At 64.3% G+C, this 26,871-nt stretch carries 22 protein-coding genes and 1 tRNA gene; 12 read left to right on the forward strand and 11 right to left on the reverse strand.

All coding sequences use genetic code 11. From position 1 onward, the window contains the following. Positions 1 to 391: 391 nt before the first annotated feature. Positions 392 to 706 carry a hypothetical protein gene (locus AB0F43_RS12340; RefSeq protein ID WP_360474238.1) on the reverse strand — a complete coding sequence of 105 codons (315 nt, stop codon included), beginning with the start codon at positions 704 to 706 and terminating at the stop codon, positions 392 to 394. Positions 707 to 1,158: 452 nt separating this feature from the next. Further along, complete coding sequence (locus AB0F43_RS12345; RefSeq protein WP_360474240.1) at positions 1,159 to 1,323, reverse strand: hypothetical protein; 165 nt, start codon at positions 1,321 to 1,323, stop codon at positions 1,159 to 1,161. A gap of 402 nt (positions 1,324 to 1,725) precedes the next feature. Here AB0F43_RS12345 and AB0F43_RS12350 point away from each other — a divergent pair, with 402 nt between their 5' ends. Beyond that, positions 1,726 to 4,299, forward strand: coding sequence for a DUF262 domain-containing protein (locus tag AB0F43_RS12350; RefSeq protein ID WP_360474242.1), 2,574 nt, complete (start codon positions 1,726 to 1,728; stop codon positions 4,297 to 4,299). Between the two features lie 209 nt (positions 4,300 to 4,508). Here AB0F43_RS12350 and AB0F43_RS12355 read toward each other — a convergent pair whose 3' ends face one another. Then, on the reverse strand, positions 4,509 to 4,868 hold the full coding sequence (locus AB0F43_RS12355; protein ID WP_360474243.1) for a hypothetical protein: 360 nt from the start codon (positions 4,866 to 4,868) through the stop codon (positions 4,509 to 4,511). Positions 4,869 to 5,626: 758 nt separating this feature from the next. Here AB0F43_RS12355 and AB0F43_RS12360 point away from each other — a divergent pair. The 6 genes from AB0F43_RS12360 (at position 5,627) to AB0F43_RS12385 (ending at position 14,818) form a co-directional block, all read left to right on the forward strand. After that, positions 5,627 to 6,988: an AAA family ATPase gene (locus AB0F43_RS12360; RefSeq protein WP_360474245.1), complete on the forward strand. Its 1,362-nt coding sequence runs from the start codon at positions 5,627 to 5,629 to the stop codon at positions 6,986 to 6,988. Beyond that, positions 6,988 to 7,854, forward strand: coding sequence for a hypothetical protein (locus AB0F43_RS12365; protein ID WP_360474247.1), 867 nt, complete (start codon positions 6,988 to 6,990; stop codon positions 7,852 to 7,854). The genes AB0F43_RS12360 and AB0F43_RS12365 overlap by 1 nt, the downstream gene beginning before the upstream one ends. A gap of 840 nt (positions 7,855 to 8,694) precedes the next feature. Then, the gene (locus tag AB0F43_RS12370) at positions 8,695 to 10,263 is read left to right on the forward strand and encodes a type I restriction-modification system subunit M (protein ID WP_360474249.1); all 1,569 of its coding nucleotides are present in this window, start codon (positions 8,695 to 8,697) and stop codon (positions 10,261 to 10,263) included. Next, complete coding sequence (locus AB0F43_RS12375) at positions 10,260 to 11,492, forward strand: restriction endonuclease subunit S (RefSeq protein ID WP_360474251.1); 1,233 nt, start codon at positions 10,260 to 10,262, stop codon at positions 11,490 to 11,492. Before AB0F43_RS12370 ends, AB0F43_RS12375 begins: the two co-directional genes overlap by 4 nt. Then, complete coding sequence (locus tag AB0F43_RS12380; protein ID WP_360474253.1) at positions 11,489 to 14,587, forward strand: type I restriction endonuclease subunit R; 3,099 nt, start codon at positions 11,489 to 11,491, stop codon at positions 14,585 to 14,587. The genes AB0F43_RS12375 and AB0F43_RS12380 overlap by 4 nt, the downstream gene beginning before the upstream one ends. Positions 14,588 to 14,650: 63 nt before the next feature. Further along, positions 14,651 to 14,818 (forward strand): helix-turn-helix transcriptional regulator, encoded by a 168-nt coding sequence (locus AB0F43_RS12385; protein WP_360474521.1) that lies wholly within the window; start codon positions 14,651 to 14,653, stop codon positions 14,816 to 14,818. Positions 14,819 to 15,157: 339 nt separating this feature from the next. Here the strand turns inward: AB0F43_RS12385 and AB0F43_RS12390 are convergent. Together AB0F43_RS12390 and AB0F43_RS12395 are read right to left on the reverse strand one after the other, a co-directional pair. Continuing rightward, positions 15,158 to 15,230 (reverse strand) — tRNA-Thr (locus tag AB0F43_RS12390). 53 nt (positions 15,231 to 15,283) lie between these two features. Then, complete coding sequence (locus tag AB0F43_RS12395; protein WP_360474255.1) at positions 15,284 to 16,462, reverse strand: MFS transporter; 1,179 nt, start codon at positions 16,460 to 16,462, stop codon at positions 15,284 to 15,286. Between the two features lie 70 nt (positions 16,463 to 16,532). On the opposite strand from AB0F43_RS12395, the gene AB0F43_RS12400 reads away from it, so the two are divergent. Next, complete coding sequence (locus AB0F43_RS12400; RefSeq protein ID WP_360474257.1) at positions 16,533 to 17,909, forward strand: aminotransferase class V-fold PLP-dependent enzyme; 1,377 nt, start codon at positions 16,533 to 16,535, stop codon at positions 17,907 to 17,909. On the opposite strand, the gene AB0F43_RS12405 is transcribed toward AB0F43_RS12400, so the two are convergent. Then, positions 17,883 to 18,152 (reverse strand): hypothetical protein, encoded by a 270-nt coding sequence (locus AB0F43_RS12405; RefSeq protein ID WP_360474259.1) that lies wholly within the window; start codon positions 18,150 to 18,152, stop codon positions 17,883 to 17,885. The genes AB0F43_RS12400 and AB0F43_RS12405 overlap by 27 nt on opposite strands. Positions 18,153 to 18,168: 16 nt before the next feature. Further along, positions 18,169 to 18,762, reverse strand: a complete 594-nt coding sequence (locus AB0F43_RS12410; RefSeq protein WP_360474260.1) for a TetR/AcrR family transcriptional regulator — start codon at positions 18,760 to 18,762, stop codon at positions 18,169 to 18,171. A gap of 59 nt (positions 18,763 to 18,821) precedes the next feature. Here AB0F43_RS12410 and AB0F43_RS12415 point away from each other — a divergent pair, with 59 nt between their 5' ends. Together AB0F43_RS12415 and AB0F43_RS12420 are read left to right on the forward strand one after the other, a co-directional pair. Beyond that, the gene (locus AB0F43_RS12415) at positions 18,822 to 19,589 is read left to right on the forward strand and encodes an ANTAR domain-containing protein (RefSeq protein WP_360474262.1); all 768 of its coding nucleotides are present in this window, start codon (positions 18,822 to 18,824) and stop codon (positions 19,587 to 19,589) included. Positions 19,590 to 19,656: 67 nt separating this feature from the next. Further along, positions 19,657 to 19,950 carry a DUF4287 domain-containing protein gene (locus AB0F43_RS12420; protein ID WP_360474264.1) on the forward strand — a complete coding sequence of 98 codons (294 nt, stop codon included), beginning with the start codon at positions 19,657 to 19,659 and terminating at the stop codon, positions 19,948 to 19,950. Here AB0F43_RS12420 and AB0F43_RS12425 read toward each other — a convergent pair. Next, on the reverse strand, positions 19,934 to 20,752 hold the full coding sequence (locus tag AB0F43_RS12425; RefSeq protein WP_360474266.1) for an ACT domain-containing protein: 819 nt from the start codon (positions 20,750 to 20,752) through the stop codon (positions 19,934 to 19,936). The two genes, AB0F43_RS12420 and AB0F43_RS12425, sit on opposite strands and share 17 nt — an antisense overlap. A 73-nt stretch (positions 20,753 to 20,825) precedes the next feature. On the opposite strand from AB0F43_RS12425, the gene AB0F43_RS12430 reads away from it, so the two are divergent. Next, complete coding sequence (locus tag AB0F43_RS12430; RefSeq protein ID WP_360474268.1) at positions 20,826 to 21,566, forward strand: RNA methyltransferase; 741 nt, start codon at positions 20,826 to 20,828, stop codon at positions 21,564 to 21,566. 48 nt (positions 21,567 to 21,614) lie between these two features. Here AB0F43_RS12430 and AB0F43_RS12435 read toward each other — a convergent pair whose 3' ends face one another. Both AB0F43_RS12435 and AB0F43_RS12440 read right to left on the reverse strand, forming a co-directional pair. Continuing rightward, positions 21,615 to 22,295 (reverse strand): hypothetical protein, encoded by a 681-nt coding sequence (locus tag AB0F43_RS12435; RefSeq protein ID WP_360474270.1) that lies wholly within the window; start codon positions 22,293 to 22,295, stop codon positions 21,615 to 21,617. Then, positions 22,292 to 22,774, reverse strand: a complete 483-nt coding sequence (locus AB0F43_RS12440) for a GNAT family N-acetyltransferase (RefSeq protein WP_360474272.1) — start codon at positions 22,772 to 22,774, stop codon at positions 22,292 to 22,294. The genes AB0F43_RS12435 and AB0F43_RS12440 overlap by 4 nt, the downstream gene beginning before the upstream one ends. A gap of 107 nt (positions 22,775 to 22,881) precedes the next feature. Here AB0F43_RS12440 and AB0F43_RS12445 point away from each other — a divergent pair, with 107 nt between their 5' ends. Further along, a complete protein-coding gene (locus AB0F43_RS12445) occupies positions 22,882 to 25,227 on the forward strand; it encodes a helix-turn-helix domain-containing protein (protein ID WP_360474274.1) in 2,346 nt (781 codons plus the stop codon). Here AB0F43_RS12445 and AB0F43_RS12450 read toward each other — a convergent pair. Next, entirely contained in the window at positions 25,195 to 26,859 is a 1,665-nt protein-coding gene (locus AB0F43_RS12450; protein WP_360474276.1) for an ABC transporter ATP-binding protein, read from the reverse strand. The two genes, AB0F43_RS12445 and AB0F43_RS12450, sit on opposite strands and share 33 nt — an antisense overlap. Positions 26,860 to 26,871 lie beyond the last annotated feature (12 nt).

The following is a 26,871-nucleotide window of genomic DNA, read 5'->3' on the forward strand; positions in this document are numbered from 1 at the left end:
TGAAAGCTGCAGCCGGAAGACGTTCCGATACTTACTGATAACGGTGCGGACGTCTGATGCGATCCACCGGGTATTGCTGATGTTGAAGCCGCCCGTTGCCTCGAGCCACGACCGCATCAATGCTGCGTTAGATGCCACGGGGTCCAACACGGGAAACGGGCTTCCTGGTCTACGCATCTCGTGCTCATTGAGGGTCGTGGCTTGCTGCAGCTGGAGGTCGCAGTGCTGGAGGCGATGGTTCAGACACCGTGGCGAGTGGCCGTTTCCGAGGGAACCGACCGCATCGCCAGGGCCGCAGCGCAGCGAAACCGCCCACGAACAGGCGGGTGCAAACCGGTCCTGATCCTGTCACCTGGTTGAACTAACACCGGCGTTGAGCGACCGCGGAATCTCACTTCCAGCCGGCGGACGCCTGGGAGACCGAGGAGTGGCAGTGACCCTGCAGCTCGACTGTGCTGCCGTCCCTCACGTAGGCCTCCTTGTAGATGTCGGCGTCCCACCAGGCGTCGCACTTCACATCGAGGTACATGGTGCGTCCCCCGCCGTTGTGCTCGGAGTTGCACTTCCCGTGTCCCCGCTCACCGCTGATCCAGCTGGTGCAACTGCCCCCACTCACCTGTGCCTGTGCCGGGACTGTTCCCGCTAGGGCACCACCGAGCAGTCCCACGGCGGCGAGCGCCGCTGCCGGCAAGATACGTCGATTCATCAGATGCTCCCCTCGAACGCGATCGCTTGGTACGACCGCTTGCACCCAGACAACCGCGGCCGTCTTTCAGATCGCTTTCACATCGCGGTCAAGCCACAGCCACGTTGGACCGGACGAACCGAGCGAGCCTGATCCCAAAACCGAATGTTGACATCAACACCGGCGCGGCACTGCCTGAGTGGCGGCTGGAGGGTGGACCGCAAGTCGGCGTCCGGCAGCCGCCGAAGCTTGCCGACCTGCGCGCTCCGCGACCTCGACGACGAGGTTCTGCCGCCGCAAAGCGAGTGGCGCAAAGAGGATTCGCAGGCCTCTGCAGCATGGGCTGAGCGGTACCGCGACCGGTCGCCGGTCGACCCCAGGCCGATCAAGTAGCCGGGACAGCCAGCGATTCGACGCCGATGAGAGTGTCAGTTGGTTGTGGTCACTGAATAACTCCGACTTGGGCTGCTCGGTCACGAGCAGGTACTCGCGGCGGTGTCCGACGCCATGGATGCCGAGCCTGACGACCTGGTCGGGCTGCGCGCGGCCATCGCGCGACCCAGATTGCCGAACACCTGCCGAGCCTGGACGGCCAAGTCACCGGCGTAGACCAGGTTGCCGTCCGGATCGTCGAACATCTGACCGGCGATGAAGACGAACCTGCAAGCGAACTAGCTCCGGAGCGTGGCGGCGTCACCAGTATCGGCGGCTTAGGTGTGATGTCCAGGGAGGTCTTTCCGCCGTGGGGCGGTGAGTCGGTCTGACAGGTGAAGGCCTCCGGTTGTGAAGCGGAGCTGAGCTGTTCGCCGAGGTTCTCGCCCGCTGCCGCCTCACCACCGTCCCCAACACCGACCCTGAGATCGAAGCTGACGACCTGCCCGCACTCACCGCATAACCCCAACAGGATCGCGCAGCGCTACACCACCACAAGGGACTTGACCGGTGCCCAGGCTGATCTACTGAGTACGATGAAGATGCGTTCAGCTGAGCTAGGCGTTTGAAACGCACGAGGAAGGGCTTTACGAATGCGCGCTCATGAGGTGAGCTTCCTCGACCTGGTCCAGGGTGAGAAACAATTCCAGGTTCCGCTGTACCAGCGGCCTTACAGCTGGGTGGAGCCGCAGCTCGCTCGGCTGTGGAGGGACATCGTGGAGCAGAGCAGCGCCATGGCGGTGTCCTCGGCTCACCCGCGGCACTTCATCGGGTCGGTCGTGATCGCGCCGAGTCCGGCGTTGCACGCGGCCGGCGTACAGCGGTGGTTGGTCGTCGATGGCCAGCAGCGGCTCACCACGCTGATGCTGGCGCTGGCCGCACTGCGTGACCACGTCGAGCAGACCGACAGCCGCGACGCGGACCGCATCCATCGGCAGTACCTCGTGAACGAGTTCCGGCAGGGCGACGAGCATCTTCGTCTGTTGCCGACCCAGGCAGATCGCGATTCCTACCGGGCGCTGATGCTCAAGCACTCGACTGGCGAGCGGATCGGCAACATCAGCGAGGCCTACCGGTACTTCCGCGCCGCATTGGTTGCAACGGACGATCCTGACGATGCTGAGGACCTGACCCGGATCGAAAACACCATCCGGGCCGGGCTGTCAATCGTCGAGATCACCGCAGAGTCGGGCGATAATGTTTACCGGATCTTCGAGTCGCTCAACAACACAGGCATGAAGCTCAGCCAGGCAGATCTGCTGCGCAACTACCTGTTTATGCGACTGCCCAAGCGCGGCGAAGATGTCTACCGTGACGTCTGGCTTCCAATCCAGGAAGCGCTAACGGGATCGCAGCTCGAGCTCCTCGTATGGCTGGATCTGGTCATCCGCGGCGACGTGCGCGTCAAACAGTCAGAGATCTACCGTGCCCAGCAGGAACGTCTCGAGGGAATCGACGACGGAGACGAGGCTGCTATCGAGGCCGAGATAGCCGAGCTGGCACGAAGGTCCCGGCACCTCGAACGCATCCTAGACCCAGCGAAGGAGCCTGATTGCCAACTCAGCGTCGGCCTCCGGCGCCTTCGCGCGTGGGGCGCAGCCACCGCCTACCCGCTCGTCATGCATCTGCTCGACCTGCTGGACCGAGGCGTTACCGACGCAACCGATGTTGCCGAAGCGTTGGCCTACATCGAGAGTTTCCTGACCCGGCGCATGATCTGCCAGGTGCCCACCAACAACCTCAACCGCGTCTTCAACGCCTCACCGAGCGCGGTCGGTGAAACCGGGCCTATCGCCCCGGTCGTGCGCCGGTACCTATCCGGGCGACGCCGGTACTGGCCGAGCGATGCTGAGCTCAGGAACAGCGTGCGCACCCGCCCGTTCTACTGGACCGGCCGTGGCCCGCAGCGCGTTTACGTCCTGCGCAGGCTCGAGGAGAGCTACCAGGCTGCTGAACCTGTCGACTTCGACCGCGCCAAGCTCACCATCGAGCACGTCCTTCCGCAGACTCTGACGCAGGAATGGATCGACCTCCTGGCCGCCGAGGTGACCGACGAGGGAGGCCCGAAGCAACTGCACGAGCTGATCGTGCATACCCTCGGCAATCTCACCCTGACCGCCGAGAACGCCAGGTTGTCCAACAGTCCGTTTCAACGCAAGCAAGATATCTATCAGTCGAGTGCCTTGCGGATGAATCGAGAGATTGCAGACTCGCCAACCTGGGGCAAGGCGCAGATCCTGGCTCGTAGCGACGCCCTGGCCGAGCGTGCTCTTCGCATCTGGCCGAGTCCGACCGAGGGTGTCACCGACGAGAGCGAGGGCCGGGACTGGTCGCTTCTCCGGCGCGCGTGCGCCGCCATCCCTCCCGGGACGTGGACAACCTATGGCGATCTGGCCGAGCTCATTGGCAGCCACCCGGTCCCGGTCGGCGTGCACCTGGCCACGCACCCAGTACTGAACGCCTGGCGGGTGCTGACCGTGGACGGCCGGATTTCTCCGGGATTCCGTTGGGAGATCGAGGGACGCACCGACGACCCGCAGCAGCTTCTCGAGTCAGAAGGCCTCACGTTCGTGTCGGGTCGGGCGGCCCCAGCACAACGTCTGACGGGCACGGACCTCGCTGCGCTACTAGGGATGGAAGCCAGTGAGCCGTTACCCCGCCCGGACGCCAAGGTCGACCTCGACTCGGAGGCGGGGCAGCGCTTCCTCGCCCAGCTCACTGAATCCCACCCGCAGGCTGTGGACGGTGTCCAGGATGTGCTGTCCGCATGGCGAGCATCGGGCGGCGAGCTCTCCTACGGCAGCGCGGCGGAGACGTCATGCTTCCTTACACTCGAGCCAGCCCGCTACGAGCTCCAGTCGACCTGGCCACTCGTGCTCTACCCACAAACCGGGGTGGCCGAAGTGGTGTTTCAGCACATGCGTCGCCGTCCAGTCTTCGACGATGTCGCGCTACGCGATGAGTTCCGGCAGCGGATCGAGCACGCAGGTCTGGAGATTCCCCAGGCCAAGCTCAATCTTCGGCCGTCCTTCTCGCTCGACCTCCTCATAGACCCGCAGCGGCGCTCGGCGATCACGAGCGCGTTGGAATGGTTCGCGATGGTCTTCCAAGCACGACTAGCTCAGGCTGAGCGTGACAGTGCAACCACCATGTTCAACGACAGCAACGACAGCGAGAGCTGACAGACCATGCCGACCATGATCGGAGCTAATGCGACGTAGCTCGTCGAGGGCCGCCCTCTGGTCAGAGATCGGGCCCCGGACCGCCGCAGCACGCGATCTGCGCAACCCACGCCAAGATTCGGCCTGTTGCTCGTAACACGTCGCGTTGAAGCGGTGCAGACCCTCGAGGAGGAAATAGGGATACTGGCCACCCGGATTGTGAAGGAAGTTCACCGGTGGTAGCGCCTCGCCGGCCCGAAGCGCTGTCCGAATGCTGTCGACCTTCGGGCCGGTGCGATGGTCCGTTCCGCAAGGTCGCGGTACCTGTCGAGAGTGGACTCACCTGTTTTGTGGACTTTGCGCCACTCCTCCAGCGCGTACGCCAAGGTCGCCTTTGTCGCAGCGTTCCGCTGTCGGTCGACCTGAGCCTGGAGTCGGGTCTGGATCTCATCGACCAGCTTCTCGTCAGTGGTCGACTCCACCAGGTACGAGTCCTTGCCTGTGACAGGGTCCACACCGGCGTAGACCATCACCTGATGGGAGTTGCCGCGCTTGCGCAGGTGGCCACGCTCGGGCTTCCGCGGAGGCATGCCTCATGGTACCCATTGACAGATTCATTGACAGGGCAACCGAGAAGATCGTCACGCTGTGTAGTAATGCCTGGTCAGTGCTGGAGCCGGTGAGGGGACTCGAACCCCTAACACCGCTTTCTGGGCGTTCACCTGCTGTTGTTATGCATTGATGCTCGGATCCCTTGTGACACAGGGATTTGGGCTCATCGAGCGGTCCGTTGACGGTCGGCGTCTGGCGTCGTTTCGCGTTGAAACCCATGGGCTAAACCATGGGTGTCAGCACACGCGATCCGGCGACCTCCACGCACTCGTCTCCGAATGCTTGTTCTAGCACGGTCGAGGACATGCGTCGGTGACCGTGCCGGATCCGTTGCCCGCTCGCAGGAGGCACGGGCCCTTGGTCGGCCCGCCTGTCCGGCCGAAACCTGGCTCAGTACTCCGTGGCATGGGACTTCGCGGCACACCTGGTGAAAGTCGCGGGATGCCATGAGTTTGTAGTCTCCAGTTCGTGAGATTCAGGGCCGGCCGTGCCCAACCAAGCCACGCCTCCGCCGATGGCTTCGCTACCAAACCACCACCTGGCGGCATGTTGTGCTTGGTAACGATCAGGCAACGCAGCAGCCGAATGTTGTAACGGGGTCGTTACTACCTTCGATAAGGCACATAGTCTGATTGCCGCTTCGAAAATGTCGAGAAGTGGCGGCGTTCAATCTGATCAGTTCGAGTGGGACAGACCCTACATGCGCTGCCATTTTATAGCCACGAGAGGGAGATGCATGCCATCGCTTGTTCGCGTAGATGTTGAGGGTCTGCTGGGTCAGTTCCATCACGACATCGACTTCCCTGCGTCCTGGGATTTCGTGATCCTCTATGGGCCAAACGGCGTTGGTAAGACGAAGATTCTCGAATTGATCAAAGCGGTTGCTGCTATTGATCTATTCACGCTGCATCAGATCCCTTTCGATCGAGCAACGCTATACTTTGAGGGTCGCATCGAATTGTGGATTGTGCGTGTGGGGCAACTGCCTTTACCTGAAATAATGCCCGACTCCGCTCCAGTTGCACAGTACGCCTTTGAATTTTCGCTTCACGAACCGGACTCCGCCCCAGTCACATGGACCCCTTCCTCCGGTGCGACTGATTCGAGGCAGGTCGCTCAATGGATCGATCGACATTCCGCGCTGACTCAAGTCGGTCCACGGCAGTGGCGAAACCCGCGGAATGGTCGGAGGATGAGTCAGGAGGAGACGCTGGAGTTTTTAGGGGCATCGGGTGTCTATTTTCCAAACTTGGACGATCCTGCACCCGCACAGTTAGCCGAGTTTCTTGAGGACTTTTCTGTGCACCTCATTGAAACTCAGCGCCTGTTGACAATGGCAGATGTGGATCCTCGGTCGACTCGCGAATCCGCCAGAGCCTCCACGGTAGAAGAGTATTCCAGAGACGTTGTAGATAAGCTCAGCATGGCATTGGCGCAAAACTCAAGAAAGTCTCAAGAGCTGGATCGTTCGTTTCCCAGCCGGCTGCTTCGCGCCGGAGAATTGCCGCCGACGGTCACTGATGAAAACATCAGGAGTCGCTATGAAGAGCAGAATGAGCTGCGCGCGCAGCTAGCCAGAATTTCAGTATTGGATCCCACGCCGCCGCTGCCGCTGCCGACCGAAGCACTTGAGTCGTGGCAGCGTCGAGTGCTGTGGACGTATCTAGACGACAGTGAACAAAAGCTCAGCACATTTCAATCATTGCTGGAAAAGGTGACCCTGCTCCGCGAGATTGTTAACTCCAGGTTCATATATAAGGAGTTGACCATCGATCCGAAGAACGGCTTTCGATTCGTCATGCAGGACGGGAGTGAGATAAGTCCAAGGCGGCTCTCCTCGGGCGAGCAGCACGAGCTCGTGTTGACTTATGAACTGTTGTTTAAGGTCAGGTCGGGAAGCGTTGTGTTCATCGACGAGCCCGAGATTTCCCTGCACATCGGTTGGCAGCAGTCCTTCCTGAATGATGTCGCTAAGATAGCCGAGCTTTCAAATTTCCGCTTTGTCGTTGCTACTCATTCTCCTCAGATAATTCACAAGTGGTGGGAGAGAGCGAGGGCGCTCGGTCCGGAGATCGACCCGCGCGGGATGGAGATTTGATGCTAAATTTTCTGACCGGCGATGACATCTACAATCATATTCTGATGATGCGGGGCGTTGATCCACGCGCAGCTATGGTATTGGAAGGGCCGACAGACTGTTCTGCGTTGGATCCACATCTGAATTCCTCGCAAATTTACTCCATTCCAGGGAATGGCAAGCCATCGGTTCTGCGTGTTGTTGAGCTGGTTGATCTGAACCAGGTCAAGTGGGTCCTCGGCGTAATCGACAGCGACCGGAAGCCTCTGCCGGTTCGGAGCGACAATTTGGTTCAAGTGGACGCTTATGATTTAGATACGCTAATTTTCAGCGCCCAGTCAGTACTCAGCAGGGTACTGTCCGTGGTTTCAGACCCCGACAGTCGACGCGCGCATCTTGCGTCGAGCGGTTGCGACACCGAGTTCGATGCAATAAGTCGTCTAGCGCGGCCGGTTTCGGCACTTCGGCATGTTTCGATTTCTGAGTCAATTGGTTTGGGCTTGGACGGATTTCCAATTGGGGAAGTCGCCGATCCGAAGACGCTGGCTGTGTCATTGGCTGGCCTCATCGACCTGGCAGCCAAGCGAGCCAAGAAGCCACCGAAGTTGCCATACGCGGACATCGAAGCTAAATTGGTCGCCGAACTCGGAACCATGGCGAGTGACGACAGAGGTGAGCTGTGTGGGCATGATTTGCATGGCGCTGCCGCCCTCTTAGTGAGGACCGCGTGGGGGAGTCGCGGTAACTGGTCAGCGAAAGCTATTGGTCAAATGATGCGATCAACGCTCGGTTGCGCCCAGCTGATGGGGACCGGTCTATTTGAGGCGATTCGTCGATGGGGCGAACGGCAAGGGCTAACGTCCTGGTTGTGTCCAGTGTGCTGTTGACGGATACGGGTCAAACGCGCGGCCAGTTCTCCGCATCGCCCCGATAGCTGCCGACCTTAGGTTCGGACCGGTGGGGGTCAAGGGTCGAGCTTGCTCGATCGCTTGCGACGCCGTAGGCGCCCTAATGAGGCGTGCCGGGCCGGACCGCACCTCTCCATGATTGCTAGCGGGGCGATGCGGGAGCCCACCGGCAGACGGGAGCATGGATCAGCCGAGGGCGGCGGATAGCCGGCCATTTGGGCGAGTACCACATCGACAGGGTGTCGATCGTTGGTGGCGAGTTCTGCTGTCTTCGACCCGCCACCTTGTTGGCACGTGCGCGCCAAGCCAAGGGACGCGCCCAGAGCGCAGCGAAGCGGAGTGGCGGGCAGGCGGCCCGCCCTGCGGTGGCGGCGCGCTTTCGGGGCCCTGAAGGGGCCCGTCTTGAAGACGGAGAGAAACTTGAAGACGTAGAGAAACTTGTCAGCTGACCGAACGCGGATGGCATGTCCTCCCGTCGGGCGATTCGCGACACTCGCCCGCCAGGTGATCTGCAACAGTCGGGATCGAGCGTCGCGGCGGATGCGGATGCCTCACAGTTGCTCTGCGGGTGGGCGCGGCAGCCAGGTCAGTAGTTCGGCTTCGATTCGAGGATGCCATGCGGGCAGCAAGCTAACGCTCGCGGCTCGCGCCATCTCCCTGACACTGTGGGATGTTACTGCCATCCTTAGAGTGCGGCCCCTCCGCACTGGAGGGACGGGTGTCGCACAAACGTTCGAATGAATGGTAGATGAGAGGACATATGACAAGCGGCTGTCGCATCACTCGATCAACCTGCTGCCTCATCGGAGGGGTTGCTTGATGGCGCCTGAGAGCAAAGAGCGTCAGCGCGCCGAGCTGCACAGGACCATCTGGCGCATCGCCAACGACCTGCGTGGCAGTGTGGACGGCTGGGACTTCAAGAGCTACGTGCTCGGCATCCTCTTCTACCGCTTCATCTCCGAGAACCTCACCGCCTACCTCAACAAGCTGGAGCGCGAGGCTGGCGACACCGATTTCGACTACACCAAGCTCAGCGACAAGGACGCCGAGTTCGGTCGCAAGGACACGGTCGACGAGAAGGGCTTCTACATCCTGCCGAGCGAGCTGTTCGCCAACGTTCGCAAGCGCGCCGCAGGCGACGAGAACCTCAACGAGACCCTCGCTCGAGTCTTCAAGAACATCGAGGGTTCGGCGCTGGGGACCGACAGCGAGGACGACCTGAAGGGTCTCTTCGACGACCTTGACGTCAATAGCGCCAAGCTCGGCAACACCGTCGCCAAGCGCAACGAGAAGCTGGTCAAGCTTCTCGACGCGATCGGTGACCTGAACCTCGGTGACTTCAACGACCACGCCATCGATTCGTTCGGCGATGCCTATGAGTATCTGATGACCATGTACGCGTCGAACGCTGGCAAGTCTGGTGGCGAGTTCTTCACGCCGCAGGAGGTCTCCGAGCTGCTGGCTCGCATCGCGGTGGTCGGCAAGAAGTCGGTTAACAAGGTCTACGACCCGGCGGTTGGTTCGGGCTCGCTGCTTCTGAAGTTTGCCAAGGTGCTTGGCAAGGACAACGTCCGCCAGGGCTTTTTCGGTCAGGAGATCAACCTAACCACCTACAACCTGGCGCGCATCAACATGTTCCTGCATGACATCAACTACGAGAAGTTCGATCTCGCGCACGGTGACACGCTCACTGATCCGCAGCACTGGGACGACGAGCCGTTCGAGGCGATCGTGTCCAACCCGCCATACTCGATCAAGTGGGCGGGCGATGCGAACCCGCTGCTTATCAACGACCCGAGGTACGCGCCGGCCGGTGTGCTGGCACCGAAGTCTAAGGCCGACTTGGCCTTCACTATGCACATGCTGTCGTGGCTGGCAGTCAATGGCACCGCGGCCATCGTTCAGTTCCCTGGGGCGCTCTACCGTGGTGGTGCTGAGCAGAAGATCCGCAAGTATCTGGTCGACAACAACTACGTCGACACCGTTGTCGAGCTGCCGCGTGACCTCTTCTTCGGTACCACGATCACGACCTGCGTCCTCGTGCTGAAGAAGTCGAAGAAGGACAACTGCGTCCTCTTCATCGATGCATCGGCCGAGTTCAAGCGCCTGGGCAATAAGAACAAGCTTTTGCCCGAGCACCAGCAGAAGGTGCTCGACGGCTTCGTCGCTCGCGAAGACGCTGACCACTTCACCAAGCTCGTCCCTAACGACGATATCGCTGCGAACGGCTACAACCTCACCGTGTCGTCCTATGTCGAGGAGGAGGACACCACTGAGGCGGTCGACATCACCGCTCTGAACGAGCAGATTGGGGGGATCGTTAAGCGCCAGGCGGAGCTGCGAGCGCAGATCGATGCCATTGTGGCCGAAATCGAGGGTGCGTCGTGAGCCACATTGACGACCTGATCCGGCAGCTCAGCCCGAGCGGGGTCGAGTTCAAGGAACTCGGTGCGGTCGGCGAGCTGGTACGCGGAAACGGAATGCCGAAGACGGACTTCACCGAGTCTGGCGTCGGTGCGATCCACTACGGCCAGATCTACACGTACTACGGCACCTGGACGACGGGCACGATCTCGTTCGTTGCTCCCGAGACGGCTGTTCGGCTCGCGAAGGTTGACCCGGGCGACGTCATCATCACGAATACCAGTGAGAACCTTGAAGACGTCGGTAAGGCTGTCGCCTGGCTTGGCGACGGGCAGATCGTGACTGGTGGTCACGCGACCGTCTTGAAGCATGACCAAGATCCGAAGTTCGTCGCGTACTGGCTGCAGAGCCCTGGATTCCAGATCCAGAAGAAGAAGTACGCCACCGGCACCAAGGTGATTGATGTGTCGGCCAAGAGTCTCGCCAAGATCAGGATCCCTGTTCCGCCTGTCGAGGTGCAGCGCGAGATCGTTCATGTCCTTGACTCACTTAGCGCGCTCGAAGCGGAGCTCGAAGCGGAGCTCGAAGCGGAGCTGGAAGCTCGGCGCCGTCAATATGCGTACTATCGTGAGGACCTACTAACATCCGCGGACGGTGGTATGAGTTCCTGGGTTCCTCTTGGCGAGCTGGCAAGCTTTCAGTACGGCTTTACAGCGAGTGCCCAGGAATCTGGCGAATATCGGTTCCTCCGCATCACGGACATCAATCAGTTGGGAAAGCTTTCGCCAGAGGGTGCGAAGTACGTTGACATATCAGACGCTGCTCTTGGCTACGTCGTAAAGCAAGGCGACCTCTTGATGGCGCGCACCGGGGCAACGTACGGCAAGACGATGCTAGTCGACTCCGACGAGCCAGCAGTTTACGCTTCGTTCCTCATTCGAATCCGGTTCAACGATAGCGCGGTGTTGCCAGCCTATTATTGGCACTTTGCTCAAAGTAGCATCTATTGGGCTCAGGCCAACGCGATGGTTAGCACCGGCGGGCAGCCTCAATTTAATGCCAATGTTCTGAAACTCGTGAAGGTGCCAGTCCCTCCTATCGAAGAGCAGGAGCGGATCGTCGGCATCCTGGACAGGCTCCACGCCCTCGTGAACGATCTCAGCAGTGACCTCCCCGCTGAGCGGAACGCTCGTCGCACCCAGTACGAGTACTACCGCGACAAGCTGCTGACCTTCGAGAAGGCAGGGGCATGAGCGACCTCAGCTCACATCGCTACGAGCCGATCGCAGTCAGCCCGGAGAGCACCGTTGTCGCTGAGTTCATCGCGGACGAAGGCACGGAGACGGCCTACCAGTCCGAGGCCGGCCTGGAGCGGGAGTTCATCGGCCTGCTGCAGTCTCAGGCCTACGACTATCTCCACATCGCATCCGGCGTGCACCTGGTTGCAAACCTTCGTACGCAGCTTGAAGCCCTGAACGGGATCACGTTCTCGGACACCGAGTGGGAGTCGTTCTTCAGTGAGAAGATCGCTGGGGCGAACGAGGGCATCGTCGAGAAGACTGTCCGGATTCAAGAGGACTACGTCCAGATCTTGAAGCGGGACGACGGCAGCACGAAGAACGTCAAGCTCATCGACAAGACCAACATCCACAACAACCGCCTGCAGGTCATCAACCAGTACGAAATCGGTGCTGGGGAGGGCGGCGCAGCACATGCGAGCCGCTACGACGTGACGGTGCTGGTGAACGGCCTGCCGCTGGTGCACATCGAGCTGAAGCGACGCGGCGTGGACATCCGCGAGGCGTTCAACCAGATCGACCGGTACCAGCGCGACGCCTTCTGGGCGGGCTCGGGGCTGTTCGAGTACGTGCAGCTTTTCGTCATCAGCAACGGCACGCTGACGAAGTATTATTCCAACACCACACGCCGCCAGCACCTGAGCGAGAGCACCGGGGCGAAGCGAGGCCGCAAGACGTCGAACTCATTTGAGTTCACCTCGTGGTGGGCAGATGCCACCAACCGGCCGATCCAAGATCTGAATAGCTTCACCAAGACCTTCTTTTCCAAGCACTCACTGCTGAACGTCCTGACCAAGTACTGCGTCCTGACCGCCGACCGACTGCTACTCGTGATGCGCCCGTACCAGATCGTGGCGACCGAGCAAATCCTGCAGAAGATCGAGATCTCCACGAACTACAAGCAGCTCGGCACCGTGACGGCCGGCGGCTACGTGTGGCACACCACCGGCTCGGGCAAGACACTGACCAGCTTCAAGTCGGCGCAGCTGGCATCAAAGCTGCCAGACGTCGACAAGGTTCTCTTCGTGGTCGACCGTAAGGATTTGGACTACCAGACGATGCGCGAGTACGACCGCTTTGAGAAGGGCGCGGCCAACTCCAACACCTCGACGGCGGTGCTCAAGCGGCAGCTCGAAGACCCCAGCGCCAGGATCATCATCACGACGATCCAGAAGCTCTCAACCTTCATCGCCGCCAACAAGGGTCATCAGATCTACGACGGTCACGTCGTCATCATCTTCGACGAGTGTCACCGCTCGCAGTTCGGTGACATGCACACCTCGATCACCCGGGCGTTCAAGCGCTACAACCTGTTTGGCTTCACCGGCACGCCGATCTTCTCGGTGAACGCCGGCAGTGGTGGCAACCCGAACCTGCGCACCACGGCGCAGGCCTTCGGTTGCTTCCTTCACGGCGACCCGACCAAGTGCCCGCCCGAGCAGCACCAGCTGGCCATCCACGCCTACACCATCGTGGATGCCATCAACGACAAGAACGTGCTGCCGTTCCGGATCGACTACGTCAACACCATCAAGCTGCCCGAGGGCATCGACGACAAGCAGGTTTCGGCGATCGACACCGAGCGGGCGCTGCTTGAACCCCAGCGGTTGAGCCAAGTCGTTGCCTACACGCTGGAGCACTTCGACCAGAAGACTAAGCGGGCCGAGCACTACTCCCTGGCGGGTAAGCGGGTGCACGGCTTCAATGCGCTGTTCGCCACTGCATCGATCGACGCGGCGAAGCGCTACTACGCCGAGTTCAAAGCGCAGCAGAAGGAGCTGACACCTGACCGTCGGCTCAAGATCGGCATCATCTACAGCTACGCAGCCAACGAGGATGTCGGTGACGACTACCTGGACGACGAGGGCTTCGAGACCGGTGCGCTCGACCAGTCGTCTCGCGATTTCCTCGATGCTGCTATCCAGGACTACAACCAGGCGTTCGGTACCAGCTTCGACACTTCGGCCGACAAGTTCCAGAATTACTACAAGGACTTGTCGCTGCGGCTGAAGAACCGCGAGATCGATCTGGTGATCGTGGTCAACATGTTCCTGACCGGCTTCGACGCCACCACGCTCAACACGCTGTTTGTGGACAAGCGACTAGTCAACCACGGCCTGATCCAGGCCTTCTCCCGCACCAACCGCATCCTGAACTCGGTCAAAACCTACGGCAACATCGTCTCGTTCCGTGACCTCGAGGACGAGACCAACGACGCCATCGCGCTGTTCGGCAACAAGGAAGCCCGTGGCATCGTCCTGCTCAAGCCGTACGCCGAGTACTACGGCGAGTACAGCGAGCGGGTTCAGGAGCTACTGACGAAGTTCCCACTCGGCGAACCGATTGTTGGTGAGGCTCCACAGAAGGCGTTCATCGCACTTTTTGGTGCCATCCTGCGCCTGCAGAACATCCTGACCTCGTTCGATGAGTTCGTCGGCAACGAGAATCTGAGCGAGCGCCACAACCAGGACTACCGCAGCGTCTATCTGGACCTCTACGCCGAGTTCCGTAAACAGGGTGAAGCTGAGAAGGAGTCGATCAACGACGACATTGTCTTCGAGATCGAGCTCATCAAACAGGTCGAGATCAACGTCGACTACATCCTGATGCTCGTCCAGAAGTGGCGCGAAGCGCGTGGCAACGGCTCAGACAAGGAGCTGGACGCCGTCATGAAGATCCAGCGTGCCATCGACTCCAGCGTGACGCTGCGCAACAAGAAGGATCTCATCATGGACTTCGTCGATCGCGTGTCTGCCAGCGGCGAGATCGACGAAGAGTGGCGCGCCTATGTGGACGCCAAGCGCACCGCTGAACTGGACGCCATCATCACCAACGAGAGTCTCAAGCCGGAGGAGACGAAGGCGTTCATCGAGCATGCCTTCCGCGACGGCGCCATCCCCGTTACCGGCACGGCGGTCACGAGGATTCTGCCGCCAGCCTCCCGCTTCTCGGCAGCCGGCGGCCACGGCGAGAAGAAGCAGCGTGTGCTCGCTCGCCTCGAAGAGTTCTTCCAGCGGTACTTTGGAGTGTCGGCGAGAGGGCAGGAGTGATCGAGAAGGCCCTCTCCACGAGACTCCTGGCAACCACGGCCAGGGGTGTTGTGGGCGGTACTCGTGCAAATAGGCAGGTGGCACGGTCCATATGCAAGTGAGGGCCTCTTGCAGGCTGACGTCGCTCATCGATTGGGGTGGTCGATACATAAGCTCAGCCTGATCGAGACTGCGCGCGTGCGGGTGGACCCTTCTGAAATGGAAGCTCTGCTGGCGCTGTGTATCGAGTAAAGCGGCATGTTCGCGCATCGCTGCTCGACCTTGCAGGTCGAGCAGGTGAGCCATCCGCCTCCGATCAGTTCGCCTGGGTCACGTCGCACATCTTCCGGAAGACCACTGCGACCATGCTGGACGAGGGCGGGCAGACCCGCGGCAGGTCGCCGACCAACTCGGTCAGTCGCGACCATCCATGACCCAGGACGTCTACTTCGGACGCAGGTCACGCAACCCGGAGGCAGCATCCGCACTGGACAAGGCGATGCCGGAGTTCCTGGAACCGAAAACCATGGGGTAAACCATGGATCGGAGGACTCCGAATCATGACCAATGAGGCATATGCCCTGGTGAGAGAGCCGGTGAGGGGACTCGAACCCCTAACCACCGCTTTACAAGAGCGGTGCGCTGCCAATTGCGCCACACCGGCGGGTGCAACGTGCCGGTCCATCTTAGAGGATCGGGGAGCGATGGGGTTCGGCGCTACGGGTGTGGGTGGGAGGGGGATTGGAGGTCGGCGATTGGTTGGTTGAGGGCGCGTGCGCCTGGTACGGCGGCCAGGGCGATGGCGGCCATCACGAGGAAGGCTGTGGAGGGGTGGTTGACGAGTAGGCCGACTGCGACGGCGACTAGTAGGCCGCCGAGGTTGCCGGACATCCAGATTAGGCCGGCGGCGGTGCCTTCGGCTTCGCCGGTGCGGCGTTCGACGAGCTCTAGGACGATCGGGAGGGCTGGGAGGAGGGCTAGGCCGATCAGGGTGATGGTGATGAAGGCGGTGATTACGCCTGGAGTCAGTGCTAGGGCTATGCAGGCTAGGGCGGTGATGCTCAGGCTCAGGACTAGGTGTGAGGACTCGGCTTGGCGGCGGGCGACGATGACGGGGATCACCGCAGACCCCAGTACGCCGGCCACGACGTTGACGAGCAGGATGGTGCTTGCTGTACTGCTGCTCACCCCGGCCGGTTCCAGCAACGCCTGTGCGAAGGTGCTCAGGGCAACGAAGACGCCGAATGGGAAGAGCGCGAGCACGCACAGCCGGCGGATCAGTGGGTCGCCCCACGCGATCCGCAACGCACCACGTTCAAGGTGGCGCGTCGCTGAATAGGCGCCCTCATCACGAAGGGCAGCGATCAGTACGACGGCTGCCGCAACGCAGAAGGCGGCAGTCACTGCCAGCATGGGCTCAAGGGAAGCCCCGAAGACGGCGCTGAGCAGGAAGGCGAGGACCATTCCGGCGAAGATGCTGGCGGTGCCAACGGCGATCCCCTTCGGTCGATCGTCCGGGGCCAGATAGCGGCCGGTGATGCCGGTGACTGCGTTGAGTACCAGCGGTTGGGCGACCGAGGCAACGAGTTGGCCCGCGAGTAGCCAGCCGTAGTCGTCGCCGATCAGGCGCAGCGAGGCGCCAAGGGCAGTCAGTACGGCGCCCGCGATCAGCCCGGCGCGGAACCACCGATCCAGCAGAAGTCCACAAGGGATCGCAAGGACGACGTACAACAGTGGGAAGACCTGAGCGAGCCAGCCGATCGCGCTCTCGGAGACGCCGTAGTGCGAGGCCGCGACGGTGGTTACGCCGGCGAAGTTGAGCCAGACCAGTTGGGTGGCCGCGCCGACCAGGGAATAACCGACGATCGCCGTCCAGCGACTGCCAGTGACCGCCACCACGTCCTCCTACCGATCGGGGTTGAGCATCACACGCCCGTTCACACGCGTACGGCGTACAAAGGAAAGCATGACGGACTGGAAAGGGCCGCTCGGGGAGGCGTTCGAGCGGGCAATAACGTATCTCGATGGGTTGCCGGAGCGGCGGGTCGGGCCGCGGGCGACGGCGGCGGAGTTGCACCAGGCGCTCGGGGGAGCGCTGCCGCGGCAGCCGACGGACCCGCAGGAGGTGATCGCGCAGCTCGCGAAGGGGGTCGAGGACGGCCTGTTGCCGAGCGGCAGCGGCCGGTTCTTCGGCTTCGTCTTCGGCGGTGCGACCCCGGCCGCGCTCGGGGCCGACTGGCTCACCACGGTCTGGGACCAGAACGCGGGCCTGTACGCCGCCTCACCTGCGGCGGCTGTGGTCGAGGAGGTCGCGGCGAGCTGGTTGGTCGAGCTGTTCGGCCTGCCGAGCGGTACGTCGGTGGGCTTCGTGACCGGCGCGCAGATGGCCAACTTCACCGGCCTCGCCGCCGCCCGGCACGCCGTACTCCGGCAGCAGGGCTGGGACGTCGAGCGGGACGGACTGATCGGTGCGCCGCCGATTCGCGTGCTGGCCGGCGCCGAGCGGCACGACACGGTCGACCGAGCGCTGCGCTTCCTCGGTCTCGGCACGAGCTGCATCGTGCCGATCGACGTCGACGACCAAGGGCGGATGCGGGTCGACGCGCTCGCCGCAGCCCTCCAAACGGACGGCCCGACGATCGTCTGCGCCCAAGTCGGCAACGTGAACACCGGAGCAATCGATCCCATCGCCGAGATCTGCGACCGAGCACATGCGGTCGGTGCCTGGGTGCACGTGGACGGCGCCTTCGGACTGTGGGCAACTGTGAGCCCCAAGCTCAAGCCGCTGCTGAAGGGCATCGAGCAGGCCGACTCCTGGGCCACCGACGCGCACAAGTGGCTGAACGTTCCGTACGACTCCGGCCTCGTCCTCTGCGCCCATCCCGAAGCCCACCGCGCCGCGATGTCCGTGCGCGCGTCGTACCTGATCCATGACGAGCACGGGGAACGCGACGCGCTCGAGTTCAACCCCGAGTTCTCCCGCCGGGCGCGCGGTTTCGCGGTGTACGCCGCGATCCGGGCCCTCGGCCGGGACGGGATCGCCGAGATCGTCGAGCGGTGTCACCTGATGGCGCGCCGGTTCGCGGAGACGTTGGCCGCGAACGGGGTCGCCGTACTGAACGACGTCGTTCTCAACCAGGTCCTCGTCCGGTTCGATGACGACGACGAGAGAACCCGTGCGGTGGTGCGTGCCGTCCAGCAGGAGGGCACGTGCTGGATGTCCGGCACGTCTTGGCAGGGCCGGGCCGCGATGCGGATCTCGGTCAGCAACTGGACGACGAACGAAGACGACGTCGACCGTTCGGCGGCCGCCGTACTAGCGGTGGCCCAGGGCCTTGGCTAGCTCGTCGCGACCCATCTTCGAGCGGCCCTTGAGGTCGCGGCGCTGGGCTTCGCGGTAGAGCTCCTGGCGGGTCTTGGGCTCGTCGCCGCCGGTGCGCTTGCGCTGTGCGACCGCGGCGCCCTGCTTGCCGAGCGCGGTGCGGGTCTTCTTCGGCATGTTCGAGATCGACTTCTTGGCCGTCGCGGCCTTGGCTGCCGACTTCACGTTCTTGCGTGCCGCCGCACGCTGTTTCTGAGTGGCCATGGGCCGCCGGTACCCGCTACGGCGCGAAAGACTCCAAGCGGGCGAGGGCCGCGTCCAGGGAGTCGCGGAGGGGGCCGGCGCGGCGGAGGGTCTGGGACAGGAGTACGCCGCCTTGCATCGCGGCGAGCAGCGTGTTGGCGAGGGAGTCGGGGTCGGCGTCCGGACGGAGCCGACCCTGGTCGCGCATGGTGTGGAGTTCGCGCCGGAACCGCTCGAGCCAGCGGTCGTAGCCGTCGGCGAGGAGCGCGCGCGTTTCCGGGCTCGCTTCGGCGAGCTGACCGGCGAGTGAGCCGAAGTCGCAGCCGCCCTGGAACTTCCGCGCCTTCTGCCGCGCGACGACTTGGTCGGCCCACCGACGCCAGGCGTCGATCGAGTCGAGCGCCGGCTCGCGTTCCAGTGTCGTGTCCGCCTGCCAGGCGATCACGTCGTCGATCAGCGTCTGCTTGTCCCGGAAGTAATGCGTCAGCTGGGAACCGCTCACCCCCGCGGCCCGGCGTACGTCGTCGAGACCCGTGTGAGCGACACCCTGCCGCAGGATCAGTTCGGCCGCGACGGCCAGGATCCGCTCGCGGGTCGCCTGGCCCTTGGCGGTCAGGCGATGTTCCTCCATGCAACGAGACTAGCGTCGTTTGGGTCCCGGAACCCAGAACGAGGGCGCATGATGGAGCCATGGGCGAGGGGATTCTGGAACTGGCGCAGGAGCTGGCCGAGGTCAGCCGGCTGGTCGAGGACGACGATGTCGCGACCACGCTGGGCCGGTTCGTCAGCCGGGTGGTGCGGACCGTGCCGGACTGCGAGGAGGCGTCGATCACCGTGCTCGCCGGCGATGCGCCGGAGATCGTCGCCCGGTACCACAAGACCGCGGACCCGCTCGCCGAGCCCGTCCGGTCCACGCTGGCCCAGAAGCTGATCGACCGGGACGGCGCGCTGTACGACGTACTCACGTACGGCGAGCCGCACCGGATCGCCGATCTCGCCGCGGACCACCGCTGGCCGGCGTTCGCCGCGGCGGCGATCAATGCCGGTTACCGGAGCAGCCTGCTGCTTCCGTTACCCGCGGTGGCCGGTTCCGCGGCCGCGTTCAGCCTCTTCTCGGCCAAGGTCGACGCGTTCGGGAGTACGTCGTACGACATCGTCCTGTTGTTCGCGCTGCACGCGGGAGTCGCGTTCGACAACGTGCAACTGTTCAACGACAGCCGGAGTCTGATCGATCAGTTGCGTACGGCACTCATCACCCGGACCGTGATCGGCCAGGCGCAGGGCGTGCTCATGCATCGCTATGGGATCACGAGCAGCGTGGCGTTCGACGTACTCAAGCGAGCTTCCCAGGACAGCAACGTGAAGCTGCGTGACCTGTCCACCGACCTCGTGGACTCCCAGAACGAGGGCCGGCTGTCCGCCGCGCTGCGCAAGTACGGTCTGCAAACTGATGAGTGAGGGGTGTCGATTTCGGGGCCGGCCGATCGACGCACTGGTGCAGACACACTCTTGAAGGAGGCACCAGATGTCGTTCCAGGCGTACTTGGACAAGATCGAGGAGAAGACCGGCCAGACCCCGCGGGCGCTGGTCGAGCAGGCGAAGAAGCTTGGGTACGACGCCCCGGACGTGAAGGCCGGCGTGATCTGTGACTGGCTCAAGGCCGACTACGACCTCGGCCGCGGTCACGCGATGGCTCTGGTCCACGTGATCAAGAACGGACCGGTCATCAGCGACAAGCACGTCGGCAGCAAGGGCACGCACCGCGACCCGTCGAACGTCCTCTGGCTCGACGGCAAGGCGACTAACCCCGCCGGTTGACCAGTGTCAGCTCCGCGAGCTGGGCGAGCCGGTGGGCTCGAGCGGATTCGGCGGGCGTGAAGGGTTCGCCCGGCCGGGTGAAGGCGAACAGGCCGGTCCATGGCGACGGGATCTTGAGGACGGTCCCGTCGGCCGGCAGCGGACCCGCCAGAGCGACGCGGTCGGTGACGAGCTGGGCGCCGAGCAGCTCGGCGACCGCGTGCGGGAGTTCACTCGGGTCACCGACCACCCGCGCGGACAGGCTCAACGCCTTCGTCTGGCCGTCGACCAATGCGAGGGTGGTCGTCGGCCACACGTGCGCGTCCCGTCCTCCGGCCGCCTCGATTGCCGCCAGCAACGCTCGCGGGCTTGTCGTGTCCGGGGTCGACACGACAAGCTCGTCGCGTACGCCGTCGTGGACCGGATGGACGTGCAGCCCGAGGATGTTCGCGTCCAGCTCGGCCAGTTCATGTGTCAGCCGTTCCAGCGCGCCGGCGCGGTCCGCGACGGTGACGCGGATCCGCCACAGCGCGTCGATCCCGGACGCCGGCCGGGTTCGTGGCGCATGCAGCCACGACCGCAGCAGGCGCATCGTCGACGGCTCGACCACCCAGATCACCAAGGCGGTGGTGGCGAACACCAGCAGCGTGACGGACACCAAGTACGGCGGATGCCACGCCAGCACGAGCGCGTGCAGTACAAACTCCACCGGCAGGATCGCCAGCAGTTTGGCCACGGTCAGCCGCAGCCGCCGTGGATGCGGGAGTCGCCCACACACCTCACAGGCGGTCCCACCGACGAGCGCCGTACGCAACTGTTCCATGCTGCCGAGGGTGACCGACGTACATTGCCCGACTGTTGCCAGGACGTGAAGTTGTCCGGCGTACCGTAGGCAGGTGGAATCGAAGAGGTCGCCGCGGGACAAGTGGATCACGATTTACGGGCGTAAACCGGTCCTCGAGGCGCTTCATGACCCGGCGTTGTCGGTGGCGAAGGTGGTCGTGGCCGACAACGCGACCGGGCAGTCGTTGCACGAGATCCTCCGGGCGGCGTCCAAGTACGACGTACCCGTGGAGCGGGCGACCGCCAACCGGGTGAAGTGGCTGGCCGGCAACGGCAAGCACGACCAGGGGGTGGTCGCGGACGTCGACGCGCCTCGGATGACGCCGCTGGAGGAGTTCGTCCGGGAACGCGGCAAGCGGCCGACGAACGTGTTCCTGCTCGACGGAGTGACGAACCCGGGCAACGTCGGGATGATCCTGCGGACCGCGACCGGCGCCGGGTTCGACGGCGTGATCCTGCCCCGCGCCGGCACCCCGCACGTCGGCCCGCTGGTGATCAAGGCCTCCGCCGGCGTCGCCTTCCAGGCTCCGATCGTGAACACGTCCACCGCTCGCGCGGCGGTCGACCTGCTCCGCACGGCGGGCTACCACATCTACGGCTTGTCAGCCCGCTCCCACGAGTCGCTCTTCAAGGCCGACCTGGCTCCCCGCGCCGTCTACGTCCTCGGCGGCGAAACGAACGGCCTCACCGTCCCCACCGACTCCGACCTCCAGATCCCCCTCAACGCCGGAGTCGAATCCCTCAACGTGGCCATAGCCGCTGCCGTCGTCGCCTTCGAGGTGACCAACCGCTGAAACGACGGCGCGCCCCGACCTGAACCAGTCGGGGCGCGCGCGGGTGTTTCAGTCCTGCTTGAGCAGAGCGATGGCCGCGATGGTGAGCCACAGCGGGCCGGTCATGCCGGCCATGTACTGCACCGGGCTGATGCCGAGGACGACGGTGAGGCCACCGAGTACGAGGCTGACCCAGGCGAGCCACGGGGCAACTGCCTTGAACTTCCGGCCGGCGATGCCGAGTGCGAGCGCGGCGACGCCCGCGCCCACCCACAGCCAGGGCACGGTGCCGATCCAGTGCCCGAAGAACACCGCGGTCTCCGGCACGAGAAGGTCCGGATCCTGGACGCCGAAGACGAACTCAGTCGTCAGCGCCGAGCCCATCAGCAGCGCCACCGACACCAGCATCAGGCCTGAGGCCGCCACCTGCGGGAGCAGGCTTCCTTCCGGCGTGACGCTGACGAGTCGGCGGCGGAGACCGGCGGCGAACACGAGCAGCAGTACGGCGGAGAGCATCGCGGCGGTGTGCATGACGAGGATCGGCACGGTCTGGGTGGCGAGCTTGTCGATGATGCCGGCGGCGTTTCCGGCCAGCTTCTCGTCGTACACCGCGTTCGCGAGGCTCGAGCCCACGATGGTGGCGATTCCCGCCACGCCCGCGCCGATGCCGGCAACGACCCATCCCTTCCCCTGCGAAGGACGGATCGTGGCGGCGTGGCTGCCGCCGGTCGTGACGATCGTGCTGGTCATGCTGAGTCCCCCTGTTTCGATCGGTGCGTGTAGTGCGGATCGGCGAGCGGCCAGTCCGACGCGATCCAGCGCGGTACGAGCTCGTCCAGGGCCGCTTCGATCGGCCCGCCCACCAGCCAGTCGACGACCCACCAGGAGATCTCCGCGTCGGTCCCGTCGTGGATCGGCGGGTCGATGTAGACGCACCCGAGCAGCTCGGTCTCGCCGTTGTCGAAGAGCGCGTAGTTGAACGACTCGTGCCGTTCCATCTCCGCCTCGTGCCGGGCCAGGTCCTCGCGGTCCTGCTCGGCGGTCATCGTCGCGGGAGGCCACCCCCAGGCCTCCCCGTACAGCGACCAGAGCCGCTCCTGTGACCCCATCACCGCCTGCATGTCGAGGTCGACGTCAGTTGCCCGGATCGGGCGCAGGTGGTGTCCCGTTGTCAGGGGCACCCGCTGCGGATGGCTCCACCCCTCCGGGAGCCAATCGGTTGTTGTCATGGCAGCAAGCCTCGTGGTCGCGCGCGCCACAGACCACGGGCAGCACTCGCACACTGCTCGCACAGTTGACGGCCCATACCCAGCGTGGGACACCTATGCTGAGCCGCATGCCCGGGGACGAGGCCAAGGATGCTGCGCACTTCGGCATGCTGCTGCGCTCACTCCGCGAACGAGCCGGACTGACCCAGCAGGAGCTCGCCGAACGCGCCGAGGTGACCTCGCACGCCATCAGCTCGCTGGAGCGCGGCGCCCGGACGCGCCCGTATCCGCACACGGTCCGGTCACTCTGCGATGCTCTCGGAGCCACCGAGAGCGAGCGCGCAGCACTCATCGCCGCGGTTCCCCGCCGCAAGCCGTCCGCCGAACCAGTGACCAGGGCGACGGGCCTGGTGATCCCGCCGACGCCCTTGTTCGGACGCGACGACGACATCGCCTCGGTGACCGACCTCATCCGTTCCGGAGCCCGCCTGGTCACGCTGACCGGACCCGGCGGAGTCGGCAAGACCCGGCTGACCGCCGCGGTGTCCGATGTTCTGGCCGGCGACTTCCCGGACGGCGTCGTACAGATCTCGCTCGCGCCGCTTGCCAACGCGTCCGCACTGATGGCCACGGTCGGGCGTGGGCTGGGTCTTGCGGGCATCGACGACCCGGGCGCCTTCGACCTGGTCGCCGCGCACCTGCGGGACTCGCGCCTGCTGCTGGTGCTCGACAACTTCGAACACCTGCTCAGCGCCGCAGCCCAGGTCGGGCAACTCACTGCGTTGTGTCCGGGCCTCACTGTGCTCGTCTCGAGCCGCTCACCACTGCGGGTCAGGGGCGAACGCGAGTACGTCGTCGAGCCGCTGGATCTGCCGGCGCGCGACTCCGCAACCGTGGACGAGGTCCGCGCCCACCCGGCCGGTGCCCTCGCGCTGGATCGGGCACTGGCGGTCGGAGCACGACCGTCCGTCGACGACGTACCGGCGTACGCCGAGCTCTGTCACCGTCTCGCGGGACTGCCGCTGGCCATCGAACTCGCCATCGCACAGCTGCGGCTGCTCTCGCCCAGAGCGCTCCTCGGTCGGCTCGAGTCCGCCGGCCGGACGTCCGGAGCCCGGGATCTGCCGGAACGGCAGCGGACCATGCGGGCCACCCTCGACTGGAGCTACAGCCTGCTCGATCCCGACCAGCAGCGCCTCTTCACGCTGCTCGGAGCGTTCCGCGGCGGTGCCACGCTGGAGGCCGTCGAGTCGGTGGCGGAGAACGGCGATGAGATCCCCACTCGCGACGTCCTCGGAATTCTGCACGAGCTCGCCGAGCACTCACTCGTTCGCGTCCGCGGCGACCGACTCGACCTGCTCGAACCCGTTGCGCAGTACGCCCGAAGCCTGCTCGTCGGCGACCGCACTGCTCGCATCGGACGCGCTCACGCTCGCTTCTACGCTGGCCTCGCCGAACGGGCCGCCGCCGGGTACGAGCGTGCGGACCAGGTCGAGTGGCTCGAGCGGATCGAGGAAGAGGAGGCGAACCTCCTCGTCGCCGTCGAACGCTCCCTCGACGCCGGTGACGCGCCCACCGCCGCGCGCATCACCTGGTTCCTGTGGCTCTACTGGTGGATGCGCGGCCAGTTCACGATCGGCCGCCGCCTCGCCGAACAGTGCCTCCGCGCCGAGCTTCCGCCCTGGGAGCGCAGCCGCGTCAACCTCGCCGCCGCCACCATGTCGTACGCCGCGGGCGACCAAGCGGCCGCCGCGTCGTACTGGGCCGAGGCGGACCTCACCGCCATGGATCTCGACGATCCCGAGGTTCGCAGCAAGGCCATCGCCGGCACTGGGCTCGCCGCTCTCGCCGCCGGCGACCTCGACACCGCCGAGAGCCGCTTTCGCGTCGCCCTCGACTTCGCCCTCCGCGACCGCGGCTCGTCCTGGATGGCTTCCCTCGTCCACGTCTGGCTCGGCACGGTGCATCTGCTCCGCGGTGAACCGGCCGCCGCCGTACCCGAGATCGAACGCGGGCTCCACCTGGCCCGCGGCCGCGGTGACCGGCTGGCGACGTACGTTGCCTTCTACAACCTGTCGCAGGCCGCGCTCGCCCTGGCCGACTACCAGCTCGCCCGCCAACGCGTCCAGGAAGGCATCGTCCTGTCCCAAGAGACCCGGGATCTGGCCAATCTCGCCTACTTCGTCGAGACCCTGGCGGTCATCGAGTCCCAGGAAGGTAACCACCTCCGCGTCGCGACACTGCTCGGGGCCGCGACCGGCCTGCGGGAGACGGTCGGCGCCGATGTCTACGCGTACTACCTGCCCGACGACCGCCTCCGTGACGCGGCGCAGGAGGCAGCACAGACCGCGCTCGGCGAAGACGCGTACGACGAAGCGGTGGCCGCCGGCCGGTCCCTCGACCCCACCGCAGTGCCAGAGCTTGCCTCGCTGGATCAGGTGTCACCGCGAGGCTCGCGGGGTGACGTCAGGTAAGCGAACGCCACCGACGTCCCAGAACGCCGCGTAGCGGCCGCCGCGATGAAGCAGATCGTCGTGCCTTCCTTGCTCGACGATTCGTCCGGTGTCGAGGAAGATGACGTGGTCGGCGTGCTGGATGGTGCGGAGCCGATGGGCCACCATCACCACGGTTCGGCCCCTCGTCAGGTGGTCGAGGGCCTCGTGGACAGCTGCTTCGTTCAACGGGTCCAGGGCGGAGGTGACCTCGTCCAGGAGGACGACGGGCGCGTCTTTCAGCAGGGCTCGGGCGATCGAGACGCGTTGACGCTCGCCGCCGGACAGCAGTGTGCCGCCCTCACCGACGGTGGTTGCCCAGCCGCCGGGAAGTCGATCGATGACCTCGTCCAACCGCGCCGCGGCCGCTGCCGCCCGCACTTCGGCGTCTGTCGCCTCGGGGCGGCCGAGGCGGATGTTCTCTTCGATGGTGCCGTCGAAGAGATAGACGTGCTGGAAGACGATGGCGATCTGGGACATCAGCACTTCGGTGCTCATCGAGCGGACGTCCACACCGCCTATCCGCACCGCACCTGCGTCCACGTCGTAGAAGCGTGCGAGTAGCTGCAGCAGCGTGGTCTTCCCCGCGCCTGACGGACCGACGACGGCGAGTCGTTGACCGGAAGGCACGGACAACGACAGGTCGTCGATGACCACACGGTCGCCGTGCCGGAAGGTGACGGAATCGAACTCCAGGTCGTGGCCGGCCGGCGGAAGAGGTTCGCGAGGCTCCGGCAGCGGCTCGGTTCCCAAGAGGGCGTCGAGCCTGGTCAACTCCGCACGCGCTCCGCGGAGCTTGCCGCCGATGTCCGACAGCGACAGCAGCGGATCCGCGCAGCGGGCGGCCAGCACCAGGATCGTCAGCAACTCGGCCGCGCAGATCTTCCCGCCGAGCGCAAGATAGGTGCCCAGGGCAATTAACACGGTGAACGTCGCCTGCACCACGAGCGCCGAGCCGACCACGCCCGGCAGCGCCGACAGCGTCGTACGGCGAGATGCGCGCTGGACCGCCTGTAGTGAGTCGTCGAGCAACCGGAAGCGTTCGGCGGTCCGGCCGCCCGCCCGCAGGACCGGCTGGGCCTGGAGATACTCGATCACGCGCCCAGCGGCCTCCTGATCGCGTTCGGCGCGCTCCGCGTCGTGGCCGGCCATCGAGCGTCCCGTCCAGGCCTGCACCGCGGCCACCAGCGGCACGGCAAGCAACGCCGCCAACCCCAGTCGCCAATCGAAGGCAAGCATCACGGCGACGATCGTCAGCGGAGTCACCACGGCGGAGATGAACGGTGACAGCAGATGCGCGATCACGCTCATTGCCTGCAAGACCCCGCGGCTGGCCAGTACTGACACCTTCCCGACACGGCCGCCGTCGTACCAGCCCAGAGGCAGCCGGGCCAGGTGATCACCGAGCCGGTAGTACATGCCGCGCAACAACGTCGTACCGGCGCGGAACCCGGACAGATCGCTGCAGTAGCGCAGCACCGCGTAGACCACGACCGCAGCACCGAACGCGATCAGCCAAGGCCGCGCGTCACCAGGATCACTTCCGAACAACGCGCGCAGGACCGGAACCACCAGAGCGTAGGACAACCCCTCGATGATCGCGGTGGTTGTCATCAAGGCCACGGT

The sequence above is a fragment of the Kribbella sp. NPDC023972 genome (assembly GCF_040639075.1).
GTDB lineage: Bacteria > Actinomycetota > Actinomycetes > Propionibacteriales > Kribbellaceae > Kribbella.

What these genes read in the sequence shown, in the direction of transcription:
- AB0F43_RS12365 (WP_360474247.1), top strand. Translation starts at nt 6,988, where the DNA reads ATGCTAAATTTTCTGACCGGCGATGACATCTACAATCATATTCTGATG.
- AB0F43_RS12420 (WP_360474264.1), top strand. Translation starts at nt 19,657, where the DNA reads ATGTCGTTCCAGGCGTACTTGGACAAGATCGAGGAGAAGACCGGCCAG.
- AB0F43_RS12355 (WP_360474243.1), bottom strand. Translation starts at nt 4,868, where the DNA reads ATGCCTCCGCGGAAGCCCGAGCGTGGCCACCTGCGCAAGCGCGGCAAC.
- AB0F43_RS12360 (WP_360474245.1), top strand. Translation starts at nt 5,627, where the DNA reads ATGCCATCGCTTGTTCGCGTAGATGTTGAGGGTCTGCTGGGTCAGTTC.
- AB0F43_RS12450 (WP_360474276.1), bottom strand. Translation starts at nt 26,859, where the DNA reads ATGACAACCACCGCGATCATCGAGGGGTTGTCCTACGCTCTGGTGGTT.
- AB0F43_RS12425 (WP_360474266.1), bottom strand. Translation starts at nt 20,752, where the DNA reads ATGGAACAGTTGCGTACGGCGCTCGTCGGTGGGACCGCCTGTGAGGTG.
- AB0F43_RS12345 (WP_360474240.1), bottom strand. Translation starts at nt 1,323, where the DNA reads ATGTTCGACGATCCGGACGGCAACCTGGTCTACGCCGGTGACTTGGCC.
- AB0F43_RS12415 (WP_360474262.1), top strand. Translation starts at nt 18,822, where the DNA reads ATGGGCGAGGGGATTCTGGAACTGGCGCAGGAGCTGGCCGAGGTCAGC.
- AB0F43_RS12405 (WP_360474259.1), bottom strand. Translation starts at nt 18,152, where the DNA reads ATGGCCACTCAGAAACAGCGTGCGGCGGCACGCAAGAACGTGAAGTCG.
- AB0F43_RS12400 (WP_360474257.1), top strand. Translation starts at nt 16,533, where the DNA reads ATGACGGACTGGAAAGGGCCGCTCGGGGAGGCGTTCGAGCGGGCAATA.
- AB0F43_RS12445 (WP_360474274.1), top strand. Translation starts at nt 22,882, where the DNA reads ATGCCCGGGGACGAGGCCAAGGATGCTGCGCACTTCGGCATGCTGCTG.
- AB0F43_RS12410 (WP_360474260.1), bottom strand. Translation starts at nt 18,762, where the DNA reads ATGGAGGAACATCGCCTGACCGCCAAGGGCCAGGCGACCCGCGAGCGG.
- AB0F43_RS12380 (WP_360474253.1), top strand. Translation starts at nt 11,489, where the DNA reads ATGAGCGACCTCAGCTCACATCGCTACGAGCCGATCGCAGTCAGCCCG.
- AB0F43_RS12435 (WP_360474270.1), bottom strand. Translation starts at nt 22,295, where the DNA reads ATGACCAGCACGATCGTCACGACCGGCGGCAGCCACGCCGCCACGATC.
- AB0F43_RS12370 (WP_360474249.1), top strand. Translation starts at nt 8,695, where the DNA reads ATGGCGCCTGAGAGCAAAGAGCGTCAGCGCGCCGAGCTGCACAGGACC.
- AB0F43_RS12440 (WP_360474272.1), bottom strand. Translation starts at nt 22,774, where the DNA reads ATGACAACAACCGATTGGCTCCCGGAGGGGTGGAGCCATCCGCAGCGG.
- AB0F43_RS12340 (WP_360474238.1), bottom strand. Translation starts at nt 706, where the DNA reads ATGAATCGACGTATCTTGCCGGCAGCGGCGCTCGCCGCCGTGGGACTG.